The sequence below is a fragment of the Streptosporangium sp. NPDC004631 genome (genome assembly GCF_053601935.1).
The window spans coordinates 227,457-250,372 of sequence record NZ_JBSGCR010000007.1 but is presented as its reverse complement, the minus strand read 5'-3'; the positions used below and the strand labels follow the sequence as shown (position 1 = coordinate 250,372).

At 71.1% G+C, this 22,916-nt stretch carries 15 protein-coding genes; 6 read left to right on the top strand and 9 right to left on the bottom strand.

Translation table 11 applies throughout. The annotated features are described in order from the left end of the window. Window positions 1-6: 6 nt before the first annotated feature. The 9 genes from ACWEF2_RS10230 to ACWEF2_RS10190 are packed head-to-tail and all read right to left on the bottom strand — an operon-like array spanning window position 7 to window position 10,828. Window positions 7-966: a proline dehydrogenase family protein gene (locus tag ACWEF2_RS10230; protein ID WP_453813759.1), complete on the bottom strand. Its 960-nt coding sequence runs from the start codon at window positions 964-966 to the stop codon at window positions 7-9. Next, complete coding sequence (locus ACWEF2_RS10225) at window positions 963-2,111, bottom strand: fatty acid desaturase (RefSeq protein WP_453813757.1); 1,149 nt, start codon at window positions 2,109-2,111, stop codon at window positions 963-965. The genes ACWEF2_RS10230 and ACWEF2_RS10225 overlap by 4 nt, the downstream gene beginning before the upstream one ends. Then, window positions 2,102-4,090 carry a dipeptidyl-peptidase 5 gene (locus ACWEF2_RS10220; RefSeq protein WP_453813755.1) on the bottom strand — a complete coding sequence of 663 codons (1,989 nt, stop codon included), beginning with the start codon at window positions 4,088-4,090 and terminating at the stop codon, window positions 2,102-2,104. The genes ACWEF2_RS10225 and ACWEF2_RS10220 overlap by 10 nt, the downstream gene beginning before the upstream one ends. A gap of 28 nt (window positions 4,091-4,118) precedes the next feature. Next, window positions 4,119-5,108 (bottom strand): enolase C-terminal domain-like protein, encoded by a 990-nt coding sequence (locus ACWEF2_RS10215; protein WP_453813753.1) that lies wholly within the window; start codon window positions 5,106-5,108, stop codon window positions 4,119-4,121. Beyond that, window positions 5,105-6,337, bottom strand: coding sequence for an ATP-grasp domain-containing protein (locus tag ACWEF2_RS10210; RefSeq protein WP_453813751.1), 1,233 nt, complete (start codon window positions 6,335-6,337; stop codon window positions 5,105-5,107). Before ACWEF2_RS10210 ends, ACWEF2_RS10215 begins: the two co-directional genes overlap by 4 nt. Window positions 6,338-6,364: 27 nt before the next feature. Further along, window positions 6,365-7,618, bottom strand: a complete 1,254-nt coding sequence (locus ACWEF2_RS10205; protein ID WP_453813749.1) for an ATP-grasp domain-containing protein — start codon at window positions 7,616-7,618, stop codon at window positions 6,365-6,367. Window positions 7,619-7,656: 38 nt separating this feature from the next. Next, window positions 7,657-8,226, bottom strand: a complete 570-nt coding sequence (locus ACWEF2_RS10200; RefSeq protein WP_453813747.1) for an aspartyl/asparaginyl beta-hydroxylase domain-containing protein — start codon at window positions 8,224-8,226, stop codon at window positions 7,657-7,659. Between the two features lie 59 nt (window positions 8,227-8,285). After that, window positions 8,286-9,503 carry an MFS transporter gene (locus ACWEF2_RS10195; RefSeq protein ID WP_453813820.1) on the bottom strand — a complete coding sequence of 406 codons (1,218 nt, stop codon included), beginning with the start codon at window positions 9,501-9,503 and terminating at the stop codon, window positions 8,286-8,288. Then, window positions 9,500-10,828, bottom strand: coding sequence for an ATP-grasp domain-containing protein (locus ACWEF2_RS10190; protein ID WP_453813746.1), 1,329 nt, complete (start codon window positions 10,826-10,828; stop codon window positions 9,500-9,502). The genes ACWEF2_RS10195 and ACWEF2_RS10190 overlap by 4 nt, the downstream gene beginning before the upstream one ends. Window positions 10,829-11,517: 689 nt before the next feature. Here ACWEF2_RS10190 and ACWEF2_RS10185 point away from each other — a divergent pair. Genes ACWEF2_RS10185 through ACWEF2_RS10160 form a run of 6 tightly spaced genes read left to right on the top strand, consistent with a single transcriptional unit; the run spans window position 11,518 to window position 22,893 of the window. Then, entirely contained in the window at window positions 11,518-13,149 is a 1,632-nt protein-coding gene (locus ACWEF2_RS10185; protein WP_453813744.1) for an MBL fold metallo-hydrolase, read from the top strand. Between the two features lie 2 nt (window positions 13,150-13,151). Next, window positions 13,152-14,432 carry an ATP-grasp domain-containing protein gene (locus ACWEF2_RS10180; protein WP_453813742.1) on the top strand — a complete coding sequence of 427 codons (1,281 nt, stop codon included), beginning with the start codon at window positions 13,152-13,154 and terminating at the stop codon, window positions 14,430-14,432. Between the two features lie 16 nt (window positions 14,433-14,448). Then, window positions 14,449-17,562 (top strand): non-ribosomal peptide synthetase, encoded by a 3,114-nt coding sequence (locus ACWEF2_RS10175; RefSeq protein ID WP_453813740.1) that lies wholly within the window; start codon window positions 14,449-14,451, stop codon window positions 17,560-17,562. After that, window positions 17,559-20,465, top strand: coding sequence for a type I polyketide synthase (locus ACWEF2_RS10170; RefSeq protein WP_453813738.1), 2,907 nt, complete (start codon window positions 17,559-17,561; stop codon window positions 20,463-20,465). Before ACWEF2_RS10175 ends, ACWEF2_RS10170 begins: the two co-directional genes overlap by 4 nt. Then, window positions 20,462-22,180 carry a non-ribosomal peptide synthetase gene (locus ACWEF2_RS10165; protein WP_453813736.1) on the top strand — a complete coding sequence of 573 codons (1,719 nt, stop codon included), beginning with the start codon at window positions 20,462-20,464 and terminating at the stop codon, window positions 22,178-22,180. The genes ACWEF2_RS10170 and ACWEF2_RS10165 overlap by 4 nt, the downstream gene beginning before the upstream one ends. Further along, the gene (locus ACWEF2_RS10160) at window positions 22,177-22,893 is read left to right on the top strand and encodes a thioesterase II family protein (protein ID WP_453813734.1); all 717 of its coding nucleotides are present in this window, start codon (window positions 22,177-22,179) and stop codon (window positions 22,891-22,893) included. The genes ACWEF2_RS10165 and ACWEF2_RS10160 overlap by 4 nt, the downstream gene beginning before the upstream one ends. Window positions 22,894-22,916 lie beyond the last annotated feature (23 nt).

Sequence of the window (22,916 nt, the reverse complement as noted above, 5' to 3'; positions counted from 1 at the left end):
TGCCCTTCAGTACTGCGCGCCGAAGACGACCCGGTCGGGGTCGGCCAGGTCGGCGAGCGCGGTGATGATGGTCGGCGGGTGCTCGGCGATGCGGTGCAGCAGGTGCAACCACCAGTTGTCCCCGTAGGTCAGGTAGACCCGGCAGGCCGTGCCGCCCTCCCGGTGCGCCCGCAGCAGTTCGGGCTCGACCCCGTGCAGCATCTCGATCTCGTCCACCCGGCCGAGCAGTCCCCCTGCCCGCGCGCGGTCGAGCAACGCGGCGTCGTGCGTCGCCAGCGCGAGCCGGGTGCCCGTGTCGGCGAAGCGCGCGGCCAGGTCGAGATACCGCGCGTCGAGCTCGGGTCCACGAGGCAGCGCGACGTCGGCGGGCTCGGCGTAGACCCCCTTGACCAGCCGGACTTTCGCACCGGTCGCGGCGATGGCGGGCAGGTCGTCGGCTGTGCGGTGCAGGTGCGCTTGGACGGTGATGCCGACGTTGTCGTGGTGTCCGGCGAGCTTGCCGAACACGCCGAGGATGTCGTCGACGAACTCCGCGCGCTCCATGCTGATCACCACGGCCGAGTCGTGCTCCGCGGCGACCTCCAGGATGCGTGCGGTGTTGTCCAGCGCCTGCCCGGCGGACCGGAGCAGGCCGACCGCCGAGAGGTCGAACCCGAGCTGCACCGGGACCGGCACGCGGCGCAGCAACGAGACGTACCCGGTCACAACGGCCTCGATCTCGGCGGGATCGGTGATCTCCTCACCCACCGCCTCCACGGACACCCGGTAGCCCTTGCCGGTCAGGGTGGCGACGCGGTCGACCACCTCGTCCTCGGTCACGGCTGCGACGAACCTCCGCGCCGCGGGCCCGAACAGGGCGCGCAGCGACGAGTCGGGCGGCCCGAACGCGGTGCGCAGAGCGGGACTCGCGGCGAACGCGCGCAGGCTCCGGCCCGCCCCTTCGAAATCCGCGATGGACTGCGTCATCCCGTCTTCTCCCCTGTCTTGGCGGCAGGCGCGCCTGCCATGATCATCATCAACGTGGCGAAGCTCGGCCCTGTTGCCGGATCGCCGCCGCTCTGCCGCCACTGCCGGTACTTGACCGCGTAGCTGATCACGGTCTCCTTGCCGCTACGATGCCGCGGCCGGGTGAACACGCCTGCCCACAGGCCGTCCCACAGCGCGTAGCCGGGATCGTTGAGCAGCACCTCGTGCGCCTGCCGGAGGTTCCAGAACGGCACACCGGTGTTCAGGTGGTGTACCAGGTGGAACCGGTCGTTGTGCCTGCTGATGAGGAACCGCTCCCACAGCCTGCCGTGCCGGTTGCGGGTGAGCAGGACGCGCTTGGTCTCCCCCTCGGGCATCGGGTAGTGCTCGGCCAACTCCGAGATCCAGCCGATGGCCACGCTGGTCGTGCACATCGGCACGAACCAGAACAGCAGCAGTTCGGGGAGCACGCCGAAGTACGCGCAGCCACCGATGATGAGCGCCCACTCGACGCCCATGATCAGCCGCTCGACCCCGATCGGCACCGGCGCCGACATCTGCAGGATGTCCCGGTCGACCCGGAACCGTTCCCTGATCAGATACTTGAGGTAGGAGAAGACCCGCAGACCGATGATCGAGAACACGACCTCGCGCAGCACCAGCGCCCGGCTCGACCGGTCTGCGTCGTACAGACCGCACTCGATGTGGAACTTGTAGTCCGGGTCCACGTCGGGGTCACCCAGGCTGCGATGGTGCAGGCCGACGTGGGTGTTGCGGTACGGCCCCTGCAACTGGAATATCAGGTATCCGCTTAGGACGGTGCCGCCGAGGAAGTTGACGACGGGATTCCGGGCGAAGGTCTTGTGCGACGACTCGTGCAGCAGGTGGGCCAGGAACCGGTGGGTGGTCCCGATCAGCAACGCCGAGAGCGGGAAGAACCACCACGAGACACCGACGCACAGGAAGACGGAGAAGGCGATGAGGGCGAACTCGAAGGCCACCGCGAGGAGTCCGTGCCAGTTGTCCGTGACGCAGAGCTCCTTGAGGCCGCGGCGGACCTGCGGGGTTAATCGGTCGAAGGTCAGCTCGTCGAACCTTCTGCTGGCCGTGTCGTCCGGATCGGCAACAGTTTCCGTTAAAGCCATTGTTCCGTTCCCTTTCCAGAACAACCGGACCTGCTCCTCGCGGGTCCGGCATCAGTGCCTGCCGCGGGTGTGAACCCCAGGGCGCGGCCGTAGAGCCGCAGTTCTGCCCGCAGGCATGCGGCGATCGTGGCCGCCCGGCGGAACCCGTGTCCTTCGCCGGGAAAAGTCAGGTACTCGTGGGGGACCGCGCTGTCCGCGAGGCCGGCGAGCAACGCCTCCGCCTGCGCGGGCGGGCACACCGTGTCATCAAGTCCTTGGAACAGCAGGAGTTCCGCCGTCATCCGTTCCACGTGGTGCACGGGCGAGCGGTCGCGGTAGTCGGCGCGGCGTTGCGGCCACGGCCCGACCAGGCCGTCGAGGTAGCGCGACTCGAAGTCGTGGGTGCCGCGGGTGCGCCAGCCCTCAAGGTCGAGCACCGGGTAGTAGATCGCCGCGGCGCGGTAGAGCGCGGGTTCGCTGGTCAACGAGACAGCGGCGGTCCAGCCACCCGCGCTCCCACCTCGGATCGCGATCCGGTCCGCCGTCGTGATGCCGTCCGCGACGAGCGCGCGGGTGACCGTCGCGCAGTCGGCGACGTCCACCAGACCCCAGTTCTCACGCAGTCCTTCGCGGTACACGCGGCCGAAGCCGGTCGAACCGCGGTACTGCACGTCCACCACGCCGATGCCGCGGCTGGTGAAGTACGTGATCTCGGTGTTGCGGACGCAGTGGCTGCGGCTCGTCGGTCCACCGTGGACGAACACCACATACGGCGGCAGTTCGCCGTCCGGCCCCGTGTGACCGGGATTCGCGGGCGGGTACAAGTGCGAGTGGACCGCGGCGCCGTCCGGCCCGGTGTCGGTGCGGCGCACCGGAACCGAGAAGTACTCGTCGTGCGTGCCCGCCACTTGGCGCAGCACCTCGTGCGCGCCCGTGGCGAGATCGATCAGCAGCACCGCCCGCCGGTGGTGCGGCCCGGCCGCGACGACGGCGACGCGCGTGCCGTCGGTGGCCGGGTAGAACCATTCGGTGTACGGGCTGTCCACATCGCGGAGCACGCCGTCGGCGCCGAGCACACCGAGCGTGCGCCCGCTCGTGCCGTGGAAGACCGCGGTCGAGGAGTCCGCGAGCGGCAGGGCCCAGCGCAGGCCGATCCGCCACAACGCCTCGCCGAACTCCTCCTCGCGCTCGCACAGCGCCGTCACGGTCCCGGCGGTGTCGACCCGGTGAAGGTTCCACCAGCCGGTGCGGTCGGTGAGGGCGAGCAGCGACCGGCCGTCATGCGCCCAGTCGGCCTGGGTCACCGACTCCGCCGGTCCGCCGAGCACCACGGCGGGCGCGCCGAGGGCGCCGTCCGCCGAGACCTCGGCGACCAGCAGTTCGGTGCCGTCCCACGGCATCGCGGGATGGTTCCAGCCGAGCCAGGCCACGCGGTCGCCCGCCGGCGAGACGCGGGGCCCGGTCATGAAGTCGTGCGACGCCGCGAGCACGCGCACCCGGTCGGGGTCGTCGGCCGCGCTCCCGTCGAGCGGCAGCGCGACGAGATGCCGGCTCACCTTGGTCGCGGCGGCGTCGAACACCGTCTCCCGCAGGCAGAACACCTCGTCGCCACGCACGGAGAAGTCCGCGTGGCGCACCGACACGTCGCCGCCCGCCGGACTGAGCGGCACGGGCTCCGCGCCTTCCCGCCAGCGGTACGCGCGCCCGTCCGCATACGACGAGAACACGATGTCCACAGTGGACCCGGGCAGGGCGGTCCACGGCCGCCCGCCGTACTCGATCACCCTGGTGCGCACGTCCCAGCCGGGCAGCGCGTCGACCGGACCGCTCGCGGTGTGCCGCATCAACGCGTTGCGTCCGCCGTCCTCCGGGCGGACCTCGGTCCACCAGACCTCCGGACCGGCGAAACCGACCCATTCCATCAGGGCCTCGCCGACCGCCACCGAGTCGGCGTCGACCGGCGAGAGCCATGCCCCGTAAGGCGTCGTGCTCACGTTCATCGGCGGTGGTTTCCCTTTCACGGCAAGATCAAGAGGCGATTCTCGGCACACCGGGCGCCGAACTGTCGAGGCGGTAGGACATCACCGGTTCGGTGTCCACGAGCCAGAAGTGCCCGTCCAGGTCGGTCCAGTCGCACAGGCCCGCGATCTGGGCGGAGTAGGCGATGGCCCGCGGCGGTTCGAGGAAGCAGCCGAGCATCCGGGTCGCGCCCCGCTCGGCGAGATCGGTCAGCACCTCACGGCCGGGCAGCAGTCCACCGAGCCGCATGAGCTTGGTGTTGGCGCCGTCGGAGACCGCGACCGCCGCCGCGACGTCGGCCGGGGTGTTGACGCCCTCGTCCAGGATCACGGCGGTGTCCGGCAGCGCGGCGCGGATCTCGCCGAGCAGGCTCCGGTCGCGCACCGGGTCCTCCAGCACCGCGGGCGCGATGGCGGCGATGAGCCCGCGCAGCCGCCGCCAGTCGTCCGCCTCCCAGCCGCAGTTGACGTCAAGGATCACCGGTCCCGGCACCCCGACCAGCCGGGCGAGCACCTCGTCGTCGTCACGGCCACCGAGCTTGATCTTCACCGGCCGCACGGCCGCCGGGATCTCCTCGCCGATCGGCACGGTGTGCAGCAGCCGGACCTCACCGGGTTCGGGCAGGCCGATCAGCCGCCACACCGGTACGCCCGCCCGTTTCGCGGCACGGTCGAGGAACGCCATCTCCACGAGCATCCGGGCAGGCCCCGAGGCCTGCTCGCCGGTCTCCGGCAACGCCGCGCACAGCTCCTCGGTGCCCCTCAAGCCGCGCGCGCCGACGGCTGCGGCGAGCGCGGCGGCCTCCTCCGCGATGAGCCGGGCGTCCTGGCCGTAGCCGAGATCGGCGGCGATCTCGCCGTACCCGGACTCGCCGCCACCGGAGACCGTGAGACCCACGATGTCGACGGACTCGATCGTCATGTGCGAGATCTCGAAGGACCGCCGCAGCGGCAACGGATTTACCGTCACGCCGATCGACAGGCCGGCGTCGTCGCTCATGCCGATTCCACCTCGAACTTCACGGACTCCACCAGTTCGTCTGCGAGCCTGCGGGCCGCGGCGGGCGACTCGGCGCCGACGACGACCGCGCCGACCCGGTCCTCACCCGAGCGGAACGGCCGCACGACGTCGCCTTCCCCGACGGTGAGCTCGGCGTACAGGACGGCGGGGTGGGCGCGGACGGCCTCCCACCCGGCGATGGTCGTGATCCGGCCCGGAGGCGGCGCGAAGTACCGGGACGCCGCCGCGCCGGTCGTGGTGAAGGACGCGGGCGCGGTACCTGCGCCGAGCGCGTCGTCGTACGCCAAGCCGTACAGCTCGATGCCGGGGAGGGTGTGTTCGAGCATGCGGTGGATCCAGCCGCCACCGACGCGGACGTGCACCTCGCCGAGGACGACGCCGCGGTCGGTGAGCCACAGCTCGACGTGGAACAGCCCGTGGGTCAGGCCGAGTGCCCGCAACGCGGCGAGCACCTGCGCCTCGATCCGTTCCCCGTCCGCGCTCGGCAGGTCCGCGGGCAGCACGTGCCCGATCTCCACGAAGTACGGCGGCGGGAGCTTCTCTTTGGCCGTCACCGCCAAGACCCGCGGCTCACCGCCGAGGAACACTCCCTCGACGCTGTACTCGGCGCCGACGACGAACTCCTCGACCAGGAACTCGTCCTGGTTCGGGAGCGCGGCGACGGCGTCGGCGAGCTCGGACGGGTCCGCCACCAGCCGGACGCCCTCGCTGCCCGAACCGTCCCTGGGCTTGACCACCCACGGTCCGGCGACCGTCCCAACGAACTCGGCCGCGTCGGCGAGCCCCGCGCAGAGCCGGACCAGTGGCTGGACGAACCCGGCCTCAGCGAGTGCGGCACGGCACGCGTCCTTGCTCCGCACGCGCCGGACGGCGTCCGGCTCGTTGCCCGGCAGGCCCAGTGTCCGAGCCGTCTCGGCGACGGCGACCTGGGCCATCTCCCGGACGCCGAACACGACGTCGAACCCTCCGTCCGCCACGGCCCACGCCGCGACCGCACCGGGATCGGTGTGGTCGACGGCGGTCACGGCGTCGGCCGCCGCGGTGACCGCGGGTGTCGCGGCCAGCGTGTCCGCCAGGTTGGTGACGTGCGTGGTCAGGCCGCGGGTGGCGGCCTGGCGCAGCGCCGCCACGGCGACGTCGACGCTGAGCGTCATGTCTCCGCCGCCGCCGACCAGCAGCAGGCGACGGGTTTCGGGTTTGGTGGTCATGCTCGTTTCCTCGCGGGTGTGGCCGGCTCAGCGCAGCCGGAAGACGGCGTCCTTCAGCTGCTGCACGCGCTCGTAGTCGCGTTCGAGCTGTTCGGCCGAGCCGGTGGCCAAGTGCACGCCAAGGGTGCTGGTGTAGAGGTCGACCGTCGGCTTGATCCGGCCACCGGGCTTGATCTTGATCCGCAGGTTGGTCAGCGACGGCAGCGCCTCCAGCTCGGCCTGCGCGTCGAGGTCGATGTCCTCCACGATCCCGTCGAGCTCGGTCGCCGTGATCACCAGAGCGCCGAGCTTGTGCCGCGTGAACACCTTGCCCGCGTACTCGTCGAGGAACTCCTGGGGCCGGACGGCGGCGAGCGCGGTCAGATGGGCCTGGTTGGTGCCCACGCAGGCGTCCTGGAACTCCCGCGCGAGGCTGCCGCTGAGCCTCGCCCCGACCTCGACCAGGGTCGGCCCGTCCGGAGTGATGATCACCTCGGCATGGGTCGGCCCGGAGCGCACGCCGAGCGCGTCGAGCGCGGACGACGTGTACTCGATCAGTGCCGCGACCTCGGGCGAAGCCGGGTCGAGCAGGTCCTCGCGGTCGTAGATGTTGTGCGTGCCCTGCAACCGCTTGCGGTAGCGCGAAACGCCGTTGGTGTAACGCCTCCCGTCCACGGTGACCATGTCGACCGTGTACTCGTGGCCCGCGAGGTAGGACTGCACCAGCGCTTCGCGGTTGCGGGTCTCGAAGATGTCGCTCGCGCCGAGCACGACCTCCACCGCCTTGCGGACCTCGTCGGCCGAGGCGCACACGGCGACGCCGTCGGTCGCCGCCGACGCGAGCGGCTTCACGACCACCGGATACTCGTCCCGTCGCTCGGCCCAGGCGACGATCTCCTCGGGGTCCGAGCTCTTGAACTGCTCGGCGCAGCGCACGCCCGCCCGGCGCAACGCCTCGATCATCTCGTACTTGTCGCGGCGGGCCCGCCACGTGGCACTGGCGTTGCCGGGCAGGCCGAGCAGTTCGTTGAGCCGGTCCGTCCACTCGACACCCGGCTCCTGCCCGGTCACCACGGCGACAGGCGAGAACTCGGCCAGCGCTCGCGCCGCCTCCTCGGGCGTGTCGCACACGATGTTGGCCCGGTAGGCCGTCAGGTCGGGCAACGTCATGGAGGTCATCAGGTCGCGGCTGCTCTGCACGTGCACCACGTCCGCACCGATTCCCGCGAACGCGGGTGGCAGGAAGTTGCCCGTGGTGTAGCCGTCGACGATCACGGCGACGGGGCGCGGTTGTCCAGTCATGTCAGGGATCTCCCGGTGGTGGGTGGGGGACGGACCGATCACTCGACGATGGTCATCGTCAGGTGGATCCGGGTGTCGCCGCCGGCGTTGTAGGCGGAGTGGTGCAGCAGCGTGTTGAGGATGTGGATGCGGCCGTCGGTAGGGACGTGGTAGGTCTCGCCGCGGCGCAGCAGCAGCCGGCAGTCCTCGTTGGTCTTGATCGCCATGTGCGCGACCCGCGAGGCGTCGGTGTGCATGTGGTAGATCTCCGACGGGTGCAGCGCGACCAGGCGCATGCGGCCGATCCGGAACGGCAGGCTGCGGTAGATCTCGTGGAAGTAGGTGTCCTTCAACTCCTCGTTGAAGAAGCCGAAGTCCGTCTCCTCGAAGTTCTTCTCGCCGGTGATCTGGTTGAACTGGCCGTTGCCCGCGTCGTGCCACGGGTCGTCGGCGCCCGCGCGGTGGGTGAGACCGAGCTTGCGCAGCCGGTGGTCGGGGTTGGCCGGATCGGTCACCGGCACGCGGTCGACCACCTGCCGGTAGGCCTCGGTGATCTTCTCCGGGTCGAACAGGAGGTCCGGGACGATTTCGATCATCGCGGTACGGGTCTCGGCGCCGATCAGGGGCACGGGTCTGCCTTTCGTGTGCGGTTGGGTCGTGCCGGTCCGCGACGCGGCCGGTCGTGGGATCACAGATGTGCAGGCCGCCACCGGCGCAGGGAGTACGCGATCAGCGGCGAGCTCAGCGCGCCGACGGTGGCGAAGCCCGCCGCGATGAGCAGCCATGCGGGCCAGCCGTAGGTGATGGCCAGACCGAGCACGGCGGGCGCGAGGGCCTCGGCCACCCCGCCACCGAGGCCGAACACGCCCGAGTACTGCCCCTGGGCGTGTGGTGCGGCGAGGCCGAACGAGTACTCCATAGACGCGGCGGCGTGCCACAGTTCGCCGAGGGTGTAGACGGCCGTGGACAGCACGAGCAGTGCGATGGCGACGGCCGGGGACTGGGCGCCCGCCGCGGCCATCAACGCGAGCCCGGCGGCGACCGCGATCCCCGCCCACCGCATCCTGCTGCCCGCGGCGGCGTGGTCGGAGACGTTCCGGCTCAGCACCACCTGGAGCGTGATGATCATAGCCGTGTTCAGGGCGAGCGCGACCGAGACCATCCACTTGGGAGCCGCGGTGTGCTCGACGATCCACAGCGGCAACAGGAACGTCGGCACCGCGTAGTGCAGTGACATCACGGAGTTCAGCGCGGTCGCGGTCAGGTACGGCCGGTCGAGCAGCGCCATCCACCGCCCGGCCGCGGCGGTCGCCTTGCCCGGCTCGACGCGGGGCAGCCGGACCAGCAACGCCGCGCCCGCCAGGAACGACAGCGCCCGGCCGCAGATCAGCGCCTGGTACGCGATCTTGGTGTCGACCTGGAGCGCGATGCCCGCGCCCAGCGAGCCGAGCGCGATGGCGAGGTTCACCGTCGAACGCAGGTAGGCGCGGTACCCGGCGGGGTTCTCGCCGCCGAAGTGCCGCACCAGCGGCGCCTTGCTCGACTTGTCGGCCGCGAAGACGAGTCCGATGAGGACGGACACGGCGAGGTAGGAGGCCGGCGTCGAGACGAACAGGAAGCAGGTCATGGCCGCGGTGCCCGCGAGCATGACCGCGATCTGGGTCTCCCTGGCGCCGTACTGGTCGGCGATCCGCCCGGCGAAGATGCCCGCGATCAGACCCACCATCGCGCCGAGGAAGAGGCCCAGCGCGACCTGGGTCACCGGCAGACCGATGATCCGGGTGAAGTACAGCACGCTGCCCGCCATGAACATGCCGCTGCCGACCGCGTTCACGAAGTGCGCGAGAGCCAGGGCCCGTTGTGCCGGCGTCTCGGGCAGCAGCCTGGTGACGAGTCCGCTTATCACGACTGCCAAGGCAGGTCCCGGTAGTCGGCGTCCGGCCAGTTCTCCCGCTGCCACGCGCGCAGCCCGCTCATCGGGCCACTCGGCGCGATCAGCAGGCGCTCGTCGAACCACACCCGCAGCTCCTCGAACCGGCGCAGCAGCGCCTCCTCCGAGGAGGCCGAGACCAGCACCTGGGCGATGCGGGCGTTGGTGCTGCCGACCGCGGAGGAGAGCGACGCGCCGAACGCCGACTCGACGCGCACGTACTCGACCCCGTCGAGAGCGCCCATCTCCTTCGGCGACGGGCAGTGAAACAACGTTCCAGGCCGCCCCATCAGGTAGGTGCCACCGATGGTCTCCGGCCGCACCTTCACCTCGATCTCGGGCTTGCGGCCGAGCGCGCCGAAAAGCGCCCCCTCGCCCAGGTGCACGCCGAACTTCGCCTGTACCTCCTCGTGTACAAGCGCGCCACCGCGGCGCGCCGCGCACTCGCCGAACGTCAGGGTGCCGGTCTCGGCATCGTGGAACAGCTCCATGTGGAACACGCCGTCGCGCAGGCCAAGCGCGGTGAGCGCGCGCCGCACCACCGGTTCGCCAAGCTCGTAGGCCCACGCCTCGTCGTTTGGATCGAACCTGCGCAGCCACAGGGGGAGTTCGTGGTCGATCGTCGTCAGGCACGGCACGCCGTAGCGGCCGAGGGCGCAGAACACGACCTCGCCGTCGTGCAGGACACCGTCGGCGACCCACTCGTCGCCGGGGATGTACTCCTCCAGCGCGAAGGTGCGCTGGCCGGTGCGCTCGCCGCGGTACTTGGCGCTGAGCGCGCGCAGCCGGCCGATGTCGCCGACCACGGAGGTCATGGCGGTCGCCGCGCCCGCGATCGGTTTGAGCACCGCCTTGGCGAAGGGCAGCTCGGTGAGATCGCCGAGGTCGTGGATGTCCTCGATGACGTGGGTCCGCGCGGCTGGGACACCCGCTTCCCGGACGCGCTGCTTTTGCAGCGTCTTGTCACGGAAGTACAACGCGGTCACGGGGTCGATCGCGCGCGCGCCCAGGTGTGCGGCGAGCATGCCCGCCGTGACCATGGCCCACTCGTCGGACGTCTGCACCCCGTCGAAGCGCCGTTCGGCGTAACCGGAACGGTGCAACGCGCCGAGTACCGCCTCGGGGCTGGACACGCTGTCGACCCGCAGCACCGTCATGCCATCCGGAACGGGCTGGAGTGCGTAGTCACGTTGGCCGGCGCCCACGACGACGACAGCCTCGACGTCGTGCCGTTCGCACGCGTCGAGCACGTACTTGTCGACGCCGAGGACGAGGACCAGCGAGCGAGGTACAGCGGTCATGGAATACACCGCATTTCAGGTATGGTTGGGCGTGGCCCGACCGACACATCAGGGACGCATGGCACAACTGAGTCGGCAGCGAAGCCTCCTGGAATAACAACTCCCCCTAGAAACCCTGCCGAGCAGCACAAACCAACGAGCGTCGGCCGGGGTTTACCGTACTTTATCAACGAATCAATCCAGGGCGTCAAGAGATTTCCCCCAGAGCACCCATCTTGGAAAGCGATGGGCCAAACGGCGGAGTGTCCTTGACACAGCCGTTGCGGACACGCATAAAATCGCCACAAAACTCCGCATCCGGAGGGTTGCCAAGCCCGGGGAGGCTGGCCTCCCGGATGGAGTGACGAGGGGGGATGTAAGGCCGTGGGATCTGGGGGATCTGGGGGATCCGTTAACCGGGGGCAAAATCCGGACATCGAAGCACAGGTGACCTGACTTCCTTCACCTGTTCGCATATCCAACAATTCGGGCGCATGAAGTGCCCGCCAAGCATCGAACGCACCTTACCGGCCGAGCCACCGCCTCCTGCTTTCCGTGGCCGAAGCCGGTTACTAACGTGCGCGAGAAATTAGCTCGTCGATCCGGCTGATCGCGCCGACGAACACTCGCTTAAACACTCGCGCGGACAGCCATGTATTTGGCGACCCCACATCGGCCTCCTTGTTCGGGACCACAGTGAAAGGGATACGATGAGTTCGGACACCCTGACAGGGCGTTATCTCGCGACATCGACAGTGGTGCAGCCGCTGATCCACAGGTGGTACGCGGTTCCGTATTTCGCCGCACCGCACACCGGCGCGCTCAATCTGGCGAAACGGCAGCTGCCGGCGCTGCGCAGCTATCTCTCCGCACCGCACGCGCATGAAGCCGCGCTCAAGAACCCGAGCATGTTCGGCGCGCCGTTCGTCAACTCGCGCGAAGGCGGTGTCGCGGCGATCGAGGAGCTGGTCGAGACCACGCTCAAGGAAGGCAGGCCGCGCCTGCAACTCGCCGAGGAGATCGACGCCATGCGCGCGATCCTCAAGGAGAATGCGAACGGCGGGTCGCTCGCGAGCCTGTACGCCCAGCTGCCGCCGAGCCTGCACGGCATCTCCGAGCTCGTCTACGACACGGCGAACAACCCCTCGCTGCGCTTCTTCGAGCCGCTGCTCTACCGCACGGCGGCGCTGCAACCGGAGGCGCAGACGATCTCGCTGCTGCCCCGGCACGACCCGAACCAGCCGTTCGTCTACGGCTCACCGGTGCTGTCGCACGGCCGGGCCGAGCTCAAGGTGCCGTTCTCCGCGCCAGAGCTGGGTGAACTGTTCGCGGGTCACCGCCGCCGGGTCGACGTCGAGGCGCTGGTCGAGCTGTTCGAGCTGACGGGCGGCCAGCAGGAAACCTTCCGCGGTCTGTTCACCGACCGGGAGCCCAGGCCGTACGACCACGCGGAACCCGGCCAGGTCCGGGTCCGTTACTTCGGGCACGCGAGCGTACTGATGGAGTACGAGGGCTTCACGGTCATGACCGACCCGACGCTCGGCTACGACGACGACGGCTGGGACCACTTCACCTTCGCCGACCTGCCCGAAAAGATCGACGTCGTAGTGATCAGCCACGGCCACTCCGACCACTTCTCGCTGGAGACGCTGCTCCAGCTGCGCGACCGGATCGGCACGATCGTCGTCCCGCTCACCGGGGGCGGTACGCTGCCCGACTTCAACCTCCGGGTCTTCCTGGAGAGCTTCGGCTTCCGCAACGTGGTCGAGCTCGGCGAGGTGCAGTCGCTCGACCTCGGCCCGGCGAAGATCACCGCGCTGCCGTTCCTAGGCGAGCACGGCGACCTCGACATCCGCGCCAAGATGGTGCCGCTGGTGCGCATCGGCGGCCGCGGCTTCCTGTTCGCGACCGACACCTCACCGATGGACCCGTCGATCTACAAGCTGATCGGCCGCGAGATCGGCACCGTCGACGCGCTGTTCATCGGCCTGGAATGCGTCGGCGCGCCGATGAGCTGGCTCTACGGCCCGCTGCTCGACACGCCGATCAGCCGCAACGACGACAACGCCCGCGGGCTCAAGGGTTCGTTCGCGGACCCGGCGGACAAGGTGGCGCAGCAGGTCGGCGCGCGCACCGTGTTCGTCTACGCGCTCGGCATGGAGCCGTGGCTCAAGCACCTCTCGGGATGCTGGTACGACCCCGCGGCCGAGCAGATCCAACAGTCGGAGCTCCTCACCGAGCTGTGCGGCAAGCGGGGCGTTTCGTCCGAATTGCTGTACATCACCGCGGAACGCAGCTGGCCCGCCGGTTCCGACGAGGTCGTGCCGACGAGGACCCGATAGCGGTGCGCAGGCTGGCAGTCGTCTACGACCGGGGGTCGGCGGGCCCCGCGGAGCTGTCCGCGGCGGCCCGCGCCCTCGACGTCGAGCCGGTCCTGGTGATCGACTCGGCCTCGGAGCACGTCGCCCAAGTGCTGCCCGCCCTGCGCCGCCGGTTCGCGTTGGTCGACACGGCGGGCATGTCCCCGGACGAGGCCGCGGACGAGGCCGCCACCGTGCGGCTCTCCGGCGTGGTCACCTTCAGCGACCTGTGCCTGCCGGTCGCCTCGGCGCTCGCGGCACGCCTGGGCACGCCGTACTGGCACTCCCCCGAGGTCACCGCCGTGCTGCGGGACAAGGCGGCGCAACGCCGGGCGTTGGCGGCGCACGGCGTTGACACCACCCGGTACGCGGTGATCACGACCGGGTCCGCGGTGGCCGGCGCGCTCGCCGTGACCGGTCTGCCCGCGGTGCTCAAGCCGCACAACGGCACGGCGGGACAGCACGTCACCAGGGTTGACGACCTCGCGGCGGCCGAGGCCGCCGCGAGCCGGTTCTTCGCCACCGCACCAACCGGCAGCGTGTTGATCGCCGAGGAACTGCTGATCGGCGACCCGGAGGTGGCCGGACCGGCGTTCGGCGACTACGTGTCGGTCGAGGCCGCCGTGCACGACGGCGCCGTGCTCCCGCTCGGTGTCGTCGGCAAGCTCCCGCTGGAGCCGCCGTTCCGCGAACGCGGGTTCTTCCTGCCCGCGACCCTCGACGCGGCGATCACCGAACGCGTGCTCGCGGTCGCCGAGGCGGCCGTGCTCGCACTCGGTATCCGTACCGGGGTCGTCCACACCGAGCTGAAGCTGACCGCGGCCGGCCCACGGGTGATCGAGGTCAACGGCCGGGTGGGAGGGCACGTGCCCGACCTGTTCGACCGCGCGTTCGGCTACTCCATGGTCGAGACCGCGTTCCGGCTCGCGCTCGGGGACCCACCCGTCGCGCCGGAACACGCGGGCACGGGCATCACCTACCAGTACGTGTTCCTGCCGCCGACCGACGCGACCGCGGTCGAGGGCGTCGAGGGGCTCGCCGAGCTGCACGCGCACGCCGGGGTTGATGTGGTCGATGTGCGCGTGACACCGGGACAGCGGGTCTCCTGGCGCGAAGGGGCGTTCAGCAGGCTCGGCAAGGTGTACGGCCGCGTGCCGGACCACACCGCGCTAGCCGGGCTGGTCACCCGGATCGAGGACACCACCCGCTTCCGCTTCACGCGCGACGACACCGTCGCGCCGCAGGTCACCGCCAATAGGCAGTAGTAGAGGGAGAGCATCCATGGTCCAGACCGCAGCGACCGGTCCGGCTCTGTCGGCGGCCCAGCACCGGCTGTGGTTCGCGGCGCATGTCGAACCGGACAGCTTCGAGTTCACCGTCCCCTGGGCCGTTCGGGTCCGTGGAGGGCTCGACACCGACGCCATCGCAGAGGCCTGGACGGCGGTGGTGGCCCGGCACGCCGAACTGCGGTTGCGGATCACCGAGTCCGGCGGCGTTCCCATCCGCGACCTGTGGCCGGTCGAGCGGATGGCGGCCCGTGTGAACGAGATCGACGTGGGCGAGCTCGACGCCGTGCTGCGGGCCGCCGCGACCAGGGTGTTCGACCTGACCACGGAACCCGCCGCGGAACTGGAGGTGCTGCGGCTGGCGGGCGACGACCACCTGGTCCTGCTGACCGCCCACCACATCGTCACCGACGGCCGCACCGTGCGGCTGGTGACCGACGACCTCTTCGCGCAGTACGCGGGCAAGACGACCGAGACGGCGCCCGCCTACGCGGACTACGTCGCCTGGGAGGCGACTGCGAAGCGTCCCGCGGCGGAGAAGCTCGAAGCCTGGTTCGACGAGCTGCGCGTGCCGGTGCCCGATCGCCCGCTCGGCCTCGGCCCGGCACACCCGGTCGAGGGCAAGCGCGGCGCGGAAGTGCGGGTGCCGATCGACACGGCCCTGTGGCGCCAGGTGCTGGACACCGCCCGTGAGCTCCGCACCACCCCGCAGGTGCTGGGCATGGCCGCGCTCGGCCTGACGCTGCGCCGCTATACCGGTACCCGCGACATCGTGCTCGGCTCCACAATGGACACCCGCACCGCCGAGTTCGCCGACACCTCCGGCATGTTCATCAACCCGACGCCGGTGCGGCTGCGGGTCGAGGACGACCAGACCGCCGCCGACTACCTCGGCACGGCACACCGCGCGCTGCTGCGCGCGTTCACGTTCCGGCACGTGCCGTTCGACGAGACCGTGCGCGGTGTCGGCAGCGCGCCCGCCTCCGGTCGCACGCCGGTGTTCCAGGTCCTGTTCAACTACGCGGCCCACCAGAGCGGTCCGGCAACGCCGGGTCTGGAGATCGTCGAGGTCGAGTTCCCGACCCTGGTGTCGAAGTACGACCTGACGGTCTGGCTGCGTGCGGGCCAGGACACCGCCGAACTCGCGGCGATCTACCGTGCCGACCAGTACACCGAGGCGCAGATCGAGCAGTTCACCGACCACCTGCGCACGATTCTCACCGGTCTCGTGTCCACGAGCAAGGCCGTCGGTGAGCTGCCGCTGCTCGACGCGGACTCCGTCGACCGGCTACTCGCGCTCGGCGACGGCGGACCGGTCGCCGACGGCGCGGACGTCACCGTCACCGCGCGCTTCGCGGAGGTCGCCGCCGCGCGGCCGAACCACCCCGCGCTGACCCACGCCGGCAAGAGCCTCGACTACCGCGAACTGCGCGACTGGGCGGGCGGCGTCGCGGCACGGCTGAACTCCCACGGAGTCGGACGCGGTGCGACGGTCGGCGTGCTCACCGAGCGGTCGCCCGCCATGGTCGCCGGGGTGCTCGGCGTCCTGCGCGCGGGCGCGGCGTACCTGCCGCTCGACCCCGCCGTTCCGGACGAGCGCATCGCGGCGGTCCTGGACGACGCGGGCGTGACCCACGTGTTGACGACCGGGAAGACCTCCCATCGGGTCCCGCTCTCCCTGGTCACCCTGGACGTCGAGGAGGAGCGCGGCACGCCGGGCGTGGAGGGCGTCGAGCAGGCCACCGCGACCGACCCCGCCTACCTGATCTACACCTCCGGCACGACCGGCGAGCCCAAGGGCGTCGTGGTGGAGCACGGCGGGCTGGCCGCGTCCACCGCCGCACGCCGGGCGGAGTACCCCGGCGAACCGGTATTCCTGCACGTGTCACCCCTGGCGTTCGACTCCTCGGTCGCGGGGCTGTGGGGCACGCTGACCGCCGGCGGCACGCTGGTCATCGCCGACCTGGATGACGTCCGCGACCCGAAGCGCCTGCTCGCGCTGGTCGAACGCCACCAGGTCACCGACCTGCTGTGCGTGCCGACGCTCTACGCCCTGCTGCTGTCCCAGGCGGGCGACGGTGCGGCGCTGCGGTCGTTGCACCGGGTCGTCGTCGCGGGCGAGGCGCTGCCCGAGTCGTTGATGGCCGAGCACTTCGCCATCGCGCCGCACGCGCACCTGGTCAACGAGTACGGCCCGACCGAGGCGACGGTGTGGGCGAGCCACCGGGTGTACGACCGGGTGGCTCCCGTGAGCATCGGCGGTCCGATCGCGGGCACCCGGCTGTACGTCATCGACGACCGCGGCGAGCTCTCACCTCCGGGCACTGTCGGCGAACTGCACATCGGTGGTGCCGGCGTCACCCGCGGCTACCACGGCAGGCCGGACGACCCGGCGTTCGGCGCCGACCGGTTCACCGACGGCAGGGTGTACCGCACCGGCGACCGCGTCCGCTGGACCGAGACCGGTGAGCTGGAGTTCCTGGGCCGGGCCGACCAGCAGGTGAAGATCCGCGGGCACCGGGTCGAACTCGGCGCGGTCGAGGCCGCGTTGTCCGAGGTGGAGGGTGTGCGCGGCGCCGTCGTGCGACCCGACGCCACGGCCACGCGCCTGCTCGGCTTCGTCGTCGCCGCCCCCGGTTTCGACGCGGGCGCCGCCCGGCGTCTGCTGGCCGAGCGGCTTCCCGAGCCGATGGTGCCGAAGACCCTGCGGGTGCTGGACGCGTTCCCGTTGACACCCAACGGGAAGATCGACCTCGACGCGTTGATCGAAGAGGAGACGGCGGTCGACCTCGGACCGGTCGCCACGAGTGACGATCTGATCGCGCAGATCTCTACCGCGTGGCGCACCGTCCTGGGACTGGCCGAGGTCCCGGTCGAGGAGAACTTCTTCGACGTCGGCGGCCACTCACTCCTGATACCCCTACTCCAAAGTGAAATCACCACCCAGACCGGCACCGAGGTGTCCGTAGTGGACCTGTTTACCGCCGCGACCGTCGCCGCCCAGGCCGACCTCGTCCGCAACGCCGCACCGGTCACCGAGACCGGCACCGACGACCGGCGGGCCCGGCTCGCGGCCAAGGCGCGGCGTGGTGCGGCGGTAGCGCGATGATCCGCGACGACGCGTTCGACGTCGCCGTCACCGGGATGTTCGCCCGGCTGCCCGGTCCGGCGGACGTCGACGAGTGGATGGCGGCGATCGGCGCGGGCGAGGTGTTCACCACGCGCCGTGACACGGACGAGCTGATCGCCGCGGGCGTGCCCGCCGCGCGGGTGCACGACCCCGGGTACGTCCCGGTCTGCGGGTATCTGCCGGACGCCGACCGGTTCGACACCGCGTTGTTCGGCATGAGCCCGCGCGACGCCGAACTGACCGACCCTCAGCACCGGCTGATGCTCGAAGCCGCGTGGGCGGCGCTGGAGGACGCCGGGCGCGACCCGCTGGACGGCAGCGTGCGCACCGGTGTCTACGCGAGTTCCAGCAGCAGTGCCTACCAGCGGCGGATCCTCGTCGGCGGGGCCCTGCCGCACGACATGCACGACCGCCTCGAAGTGGGCTCCGGGCAGGACTACACGGCCACCCGGATCGCCTACAAGCTCGGCCAACGCGGCCCGGCGATGACCGTGCAGACGGCGTGCTCGTCGTCGCTGGTCGCGTTGCACACCGCCGTGCAGGCGCTGCTCGGCGGCGAGTGCGACCAAGCGCTGGTGGTCGCGGCCTCGGTCGGGTTCCCGCAGGAGGGACACCTGCGGGTGAGTGGCGGCATCATGTCCGCGGGCGGCGCGTGCCGTCCGTTCGACGCCGCCGCGGACGGAACCCTCGCGGGCTCGGGTGTGGTCGCCGTGGTGCTGCGCAGGCTCGCCGACGCGGTGGCAGAGGGTGTCACGCCGCACGGCGTGATCCTGGGCACCGCCGTGAACAACGACGGAATGGCGAAGGCGGGCTACAACGCACCGTCGGCGACGGGGCAGGAAGCGGTGATCCGGGCCGCGCTGCGGGCGGCGGACGTGTCCGCGGACTCGCTGGGGTACCTGGAGGCGCACGCGACCGGCACCTACGTCGGTGACCCGATCGAGTGGAAGGCGATGTGCGCCGCGCTCGACGGGGTGCCCGAGGGGCAGGTCCGGCTGGGCGCGGTGAAGGCCAACATCGGTCACCTGGACGCGGCGTCGGGGCTGGCCTCGCTGGTCAAGACCCTGCGCGTGCTGCGCGACGGCGTGATCCCCCCGGTGGCCGGGTTCACCGAGCTGAACCCGATGCTCACCGCGGGCCCGGTGTCCGTGCCGACCGAGGCGACGCCGTGGTCGGGGCCCGAACCACGGCGGGCGGGCGTGAGCTCGTTCGGCATCGGAGGCACGAACGCGCACGTGATCGTGCAACAGGCCGTCCCGGCACCGGCAGGCGCTCCCCAGCCGGAGCAGGACACCATCATTGTCCTGTCGGCGGCGGAACCGGAAGCGCTCGAACGTGCGGCCATCCGGCTCGCCGACCATCTGACCGGCGTCGACGCTCCGCTGAACGACATCGCGCAGACCTTGGTCGGTGGCCGGGCGCCGCTGGCGCACCGACTCGCCGTCGTCGGCGGCACGGCGGTCCAGGTCGCACGGCGCCTGCGCGCCCCGACCGAGCGGGTGAACGGGATCCGGCCCGTGTCCGGCCCGGCGCCACTGGTGTTCCTGCTGCCCGGTCAGGGCTCGGCGCCGGCTGCCATGGGACTGCCGTGGCGCGACCGGTTGCCCGGCTTCGCCGATCTCGCCGAGGAGTGCCTCGCCGAACTGCCCGCCGACCTCGCCACCGACGTGCGGCGCGCGCTGTATGACCGGGTGAGCCACAGCTGGCGGTACGGCCGGACGGACGTCGCCCAGCCCGCGCTGTTCGTGCTGGAGTACGCCGCCGCGCAGGCACTGCGCGGACTCGGGCTGAAGCCGGTCGCGGTCGCCGGGCACAGCCTCGGCGAGATCACCTCCGCGTGCCTCGCCGGTGTGCTGACCCGGACCGAGGCGCTCCGGCTCGTGGTCGCGAGGGGCAACCTCATGCAGGCCTGCGGGAAGGGGCGGATGCTCGCGGTCGGCTGCGGCGAGGCGGAGGTGCTGAAGCTGCTGGACGAGGCCCGGCCGTTGCTGGGCGGTGCGGCACTGGAGATCGCCGCGGTCAACACGGCCGAGAGCTGCGTGGTGTCCGGGTCGACCGGTGCCGTCGACGCGTTCGCGGACCACCTGGGCGAGCGGGTGTTCCACCGCTCGCTCACCACTCTGCACGCGTTCCACAGCGCGCTGGTCGAACCCGCGATCCCCGGTCTGACCGCCGAGCTGGCCAAGGTGACCACGCGCCCGCCGACCGTGCCGTTCCTGTCGAACGCGACCGGCGCGCTGATCGACGCGGGCACACCGGTCGACGCCGCGATGTTCGCCGAGTCCGCCCGGCGAACCGTGCGCTTCGCCCAAGGTCTCGCCGCGCTGGCGAAACGGTTTCCCGGCGCGGTCGCCGTCGAGATCGGGCCTGGCCGCGCGCTCAGCGGTTCGGCCTCCGCCGAGGGGCTGACCGGCATCGCGCTGGCCGCCAACCGCGACGACGACGCGCCGCTCACCGGTCTTGCCGCGCTGTGGACCCTGGGCCACCCGGTGGACCTGGCCCGGCTCATCCCGGCGGGCAGGCCGGTGCGCCTGCCGACCTACCCGTTCCACGGTCGCGTGGCGACCGCGCCGGAGGCGCTGGCCCGCACCTCCGAGGAAACCCCGGCACAGCCCGCGTCCGCCGACATGTCCGCACAGGACACGCCACGCTCGCTGCTGACCAAACTGTGGACCGAATGGCTCGGTTACCCGGACCTGGCCGACGACGCCGACTTCTTCGCCATCGGCGGCGACTCGCTGGTCCTCATCCGGCTGGTCCGCAGGCTGAACATGGCCCTCGACGTCGTCATCCCGATCCGGGAGTTCGCCTCGGCCCGCACCCTGGGCGACCAGATCGCGCTCGTCGAGTCGGCCACCGTCACCACGAAGGACACGCCATGACGACATTATCCGAGGTGTTCGACAAGATCACCGCCACGTACCCGGACAAGGACGCGGTGCACGACGCGAGCGGCACGCTGACCTACCGCGAGCTGCACCGGCGCGCGACCGCGGTGGCCGCCGCGTTGCGCGCCTGGGGCGTCTCCCCCGGCGACCCGGTCGGCGTGTACGGCCAGGCGAGCCGCGACTCGATCGTCGCGATGCTGGGCACGGCGTTCGCGGGCGCGTCGTACGTCCCGGTCGATCCCGACTATCCGGACGAACGCTCCCGGTGGATGCTGACGACCGCGGGCGCCCGACTCGTGCTGCTGACCGACGGCCACCGCCCCGAAACCGATCTCGGCCGGGCGACCCTGCACGTGCGCGACGCGGTGAACGACGAGGAGTCCGCCCGGCCCGCGGGTGCGCCGGACGACGTGCTGTACACGATGTTCACGTCCGGCTCCAGCGGAACGCCGAAGCCGGTCGCTGTGCCGCACCGGGGCATCCTCGGCCTGCTGCGGCCCAGCCCGTTCACCGTCGGGCCGGACGACGGCGTGCTCGCCATGGCGACGCTCGCGTTCGACTCGTCGGCGCTGGAGATCTGGTGCTCGTTGCTGGTCGGTGCGACGGTGTTCTGCGTCCGCGCCTCGGCCGCGTCGTTGCGGATCCTCGCCGACGCGCTCGCCGATCCCCGGATCACCGTCGCGCACCCGAGTCCGGCGATCTTCGCGCTGCTGGTCGACCACCACCTCGACGCGCTGGCCGGGCTGCGCCTGGTGACGTCGGGGGGCGACGTCATGTCAATCACGCACGCAACCCGGCTGCGGTCCGCGCACCCCGGTGTCCGGGTGGTCAACACGTACGGCCCGACCGAGGCGAGTGTGATCAGCTCGGCGTACGAGGTCGCGCGGTGGGATGCCGCCGAGTGCGCCACGATGCCGATCGGTTTCCCGGCGGCGGGCGCGGAACTGCACGTCGTCGACGAGAACCTGAGCCCGGTGCCGGACGGAACGCCGGGCGAGCTGGTGATCGGCGGAGACCGGCTGGCGCTCGGCTACGCGGGCGAACCCGAACTGACCACGCGCCGGTTCGTCACGGCTGTGGGCACCAGGGTGTACCGCACCGGTGACCGGGTCCGACGCCTGGCCACCGGCGCGCTGGAGTTCCTGGGACGGCTTGACGACGAGGTGAAGATCCGCGGTTATCGGGTGAACCCGGCCGAATCACGCGCGGCGCTCGCCGCCGATCCCGAGGTCGCCGAGGCGGTCGTGGTACCGGTCGGCGAGCCGGGCGCCAGATCACTGCTCGGCTTCGTGCGCACGACCGGTCCCGTCGACGTCGCCGAACTGCGGTCGCGCGCGTGGACACGGGTGCCGCGGCACGTCGTGCCGGACGACATCGTCGTGGTGCAGGCGTTCCCGACCGGGCCGACCGGCAAGGTCGACCACCGGGCGCTGGTCACCCGCTGGGAGCGGGAGCGGGCCGCCGAGGTCGCGCTCCCGGCCGAGACCGATGCGGCGGAGCTGACCAGGTTGTGGACCAAACTGGCGGGCAGGCCGCCGGAGCCGGACCGCGACTTCTTCCACTCCGGAGGGACATCGCTCGGGCTGATCAGGCTCATCGAGGAGATCTCGACCCGCTTCGGCGTCGAGCTCGACTTCGCCGAGGTGTACGGGCTGCGCTCGTTCGACGAGCTGTTCGACCTGATCCGTACCGAGGGAGCGGGCTCGTGACCTGGCTGCGTTCCCTCCAGCCGCGGCCGGAGGCGGCCACGGTCCTGCTGTGCTTCCCGCACGCGGCCGGCTCGGCGTCCTTCTTCCGGCCCTGGGCGCAGGAGCTGACCGGGTTCGACGTGCATGCGGTGCAGTACCCCGGCCGCGCCGACCGGTTCGCCGACGACCTGCCGACCGACCTGGTCGCCATGGCGAAGGGCGTCCAGGAGTCGCTGGAGCCGTTGGCCGACCGCCCGATCGTCCTTTTCGGACACAGCATGGGCGCCATCGTGGCCTATGAGGTGGCGCGCCTGCTGGAGACCACCGGGGTCGACGTGCCACACCTGGTGGTGTCGGGCGCCCGCGCCGCGCACGACCCGGAGTTCGCCCCGGTCGGCGCGGCACAGCGCAGCGACGAGAGCATCATGCGATCCCTGGCCAAGCTGGGCGGCACGGAGGCCGAACTGTTCGGCGACCCGATGCTGGCCGAGCTCGCGATGCCTTACGTGCGGGCGGACTTCATGATGTTCGAGAACTACCGGCACGTGCCGGGCGACCCGCTGCGCTGCCCGACGACCACCGTGAACGGCACCGGCGACGGGCATTGCTCGCCCGACCGGGCCCGGCGCTGGGCGGAGTTGACGAGCGGCGCGTTCGACGCCCAGACCCTGCCGGGGGAGCACTTCTACCTGATCGGATATCCGCCGTACAGGCTGCTGCGATCGCTAGGCTGATCGCACCTCGAAGATCCACTACC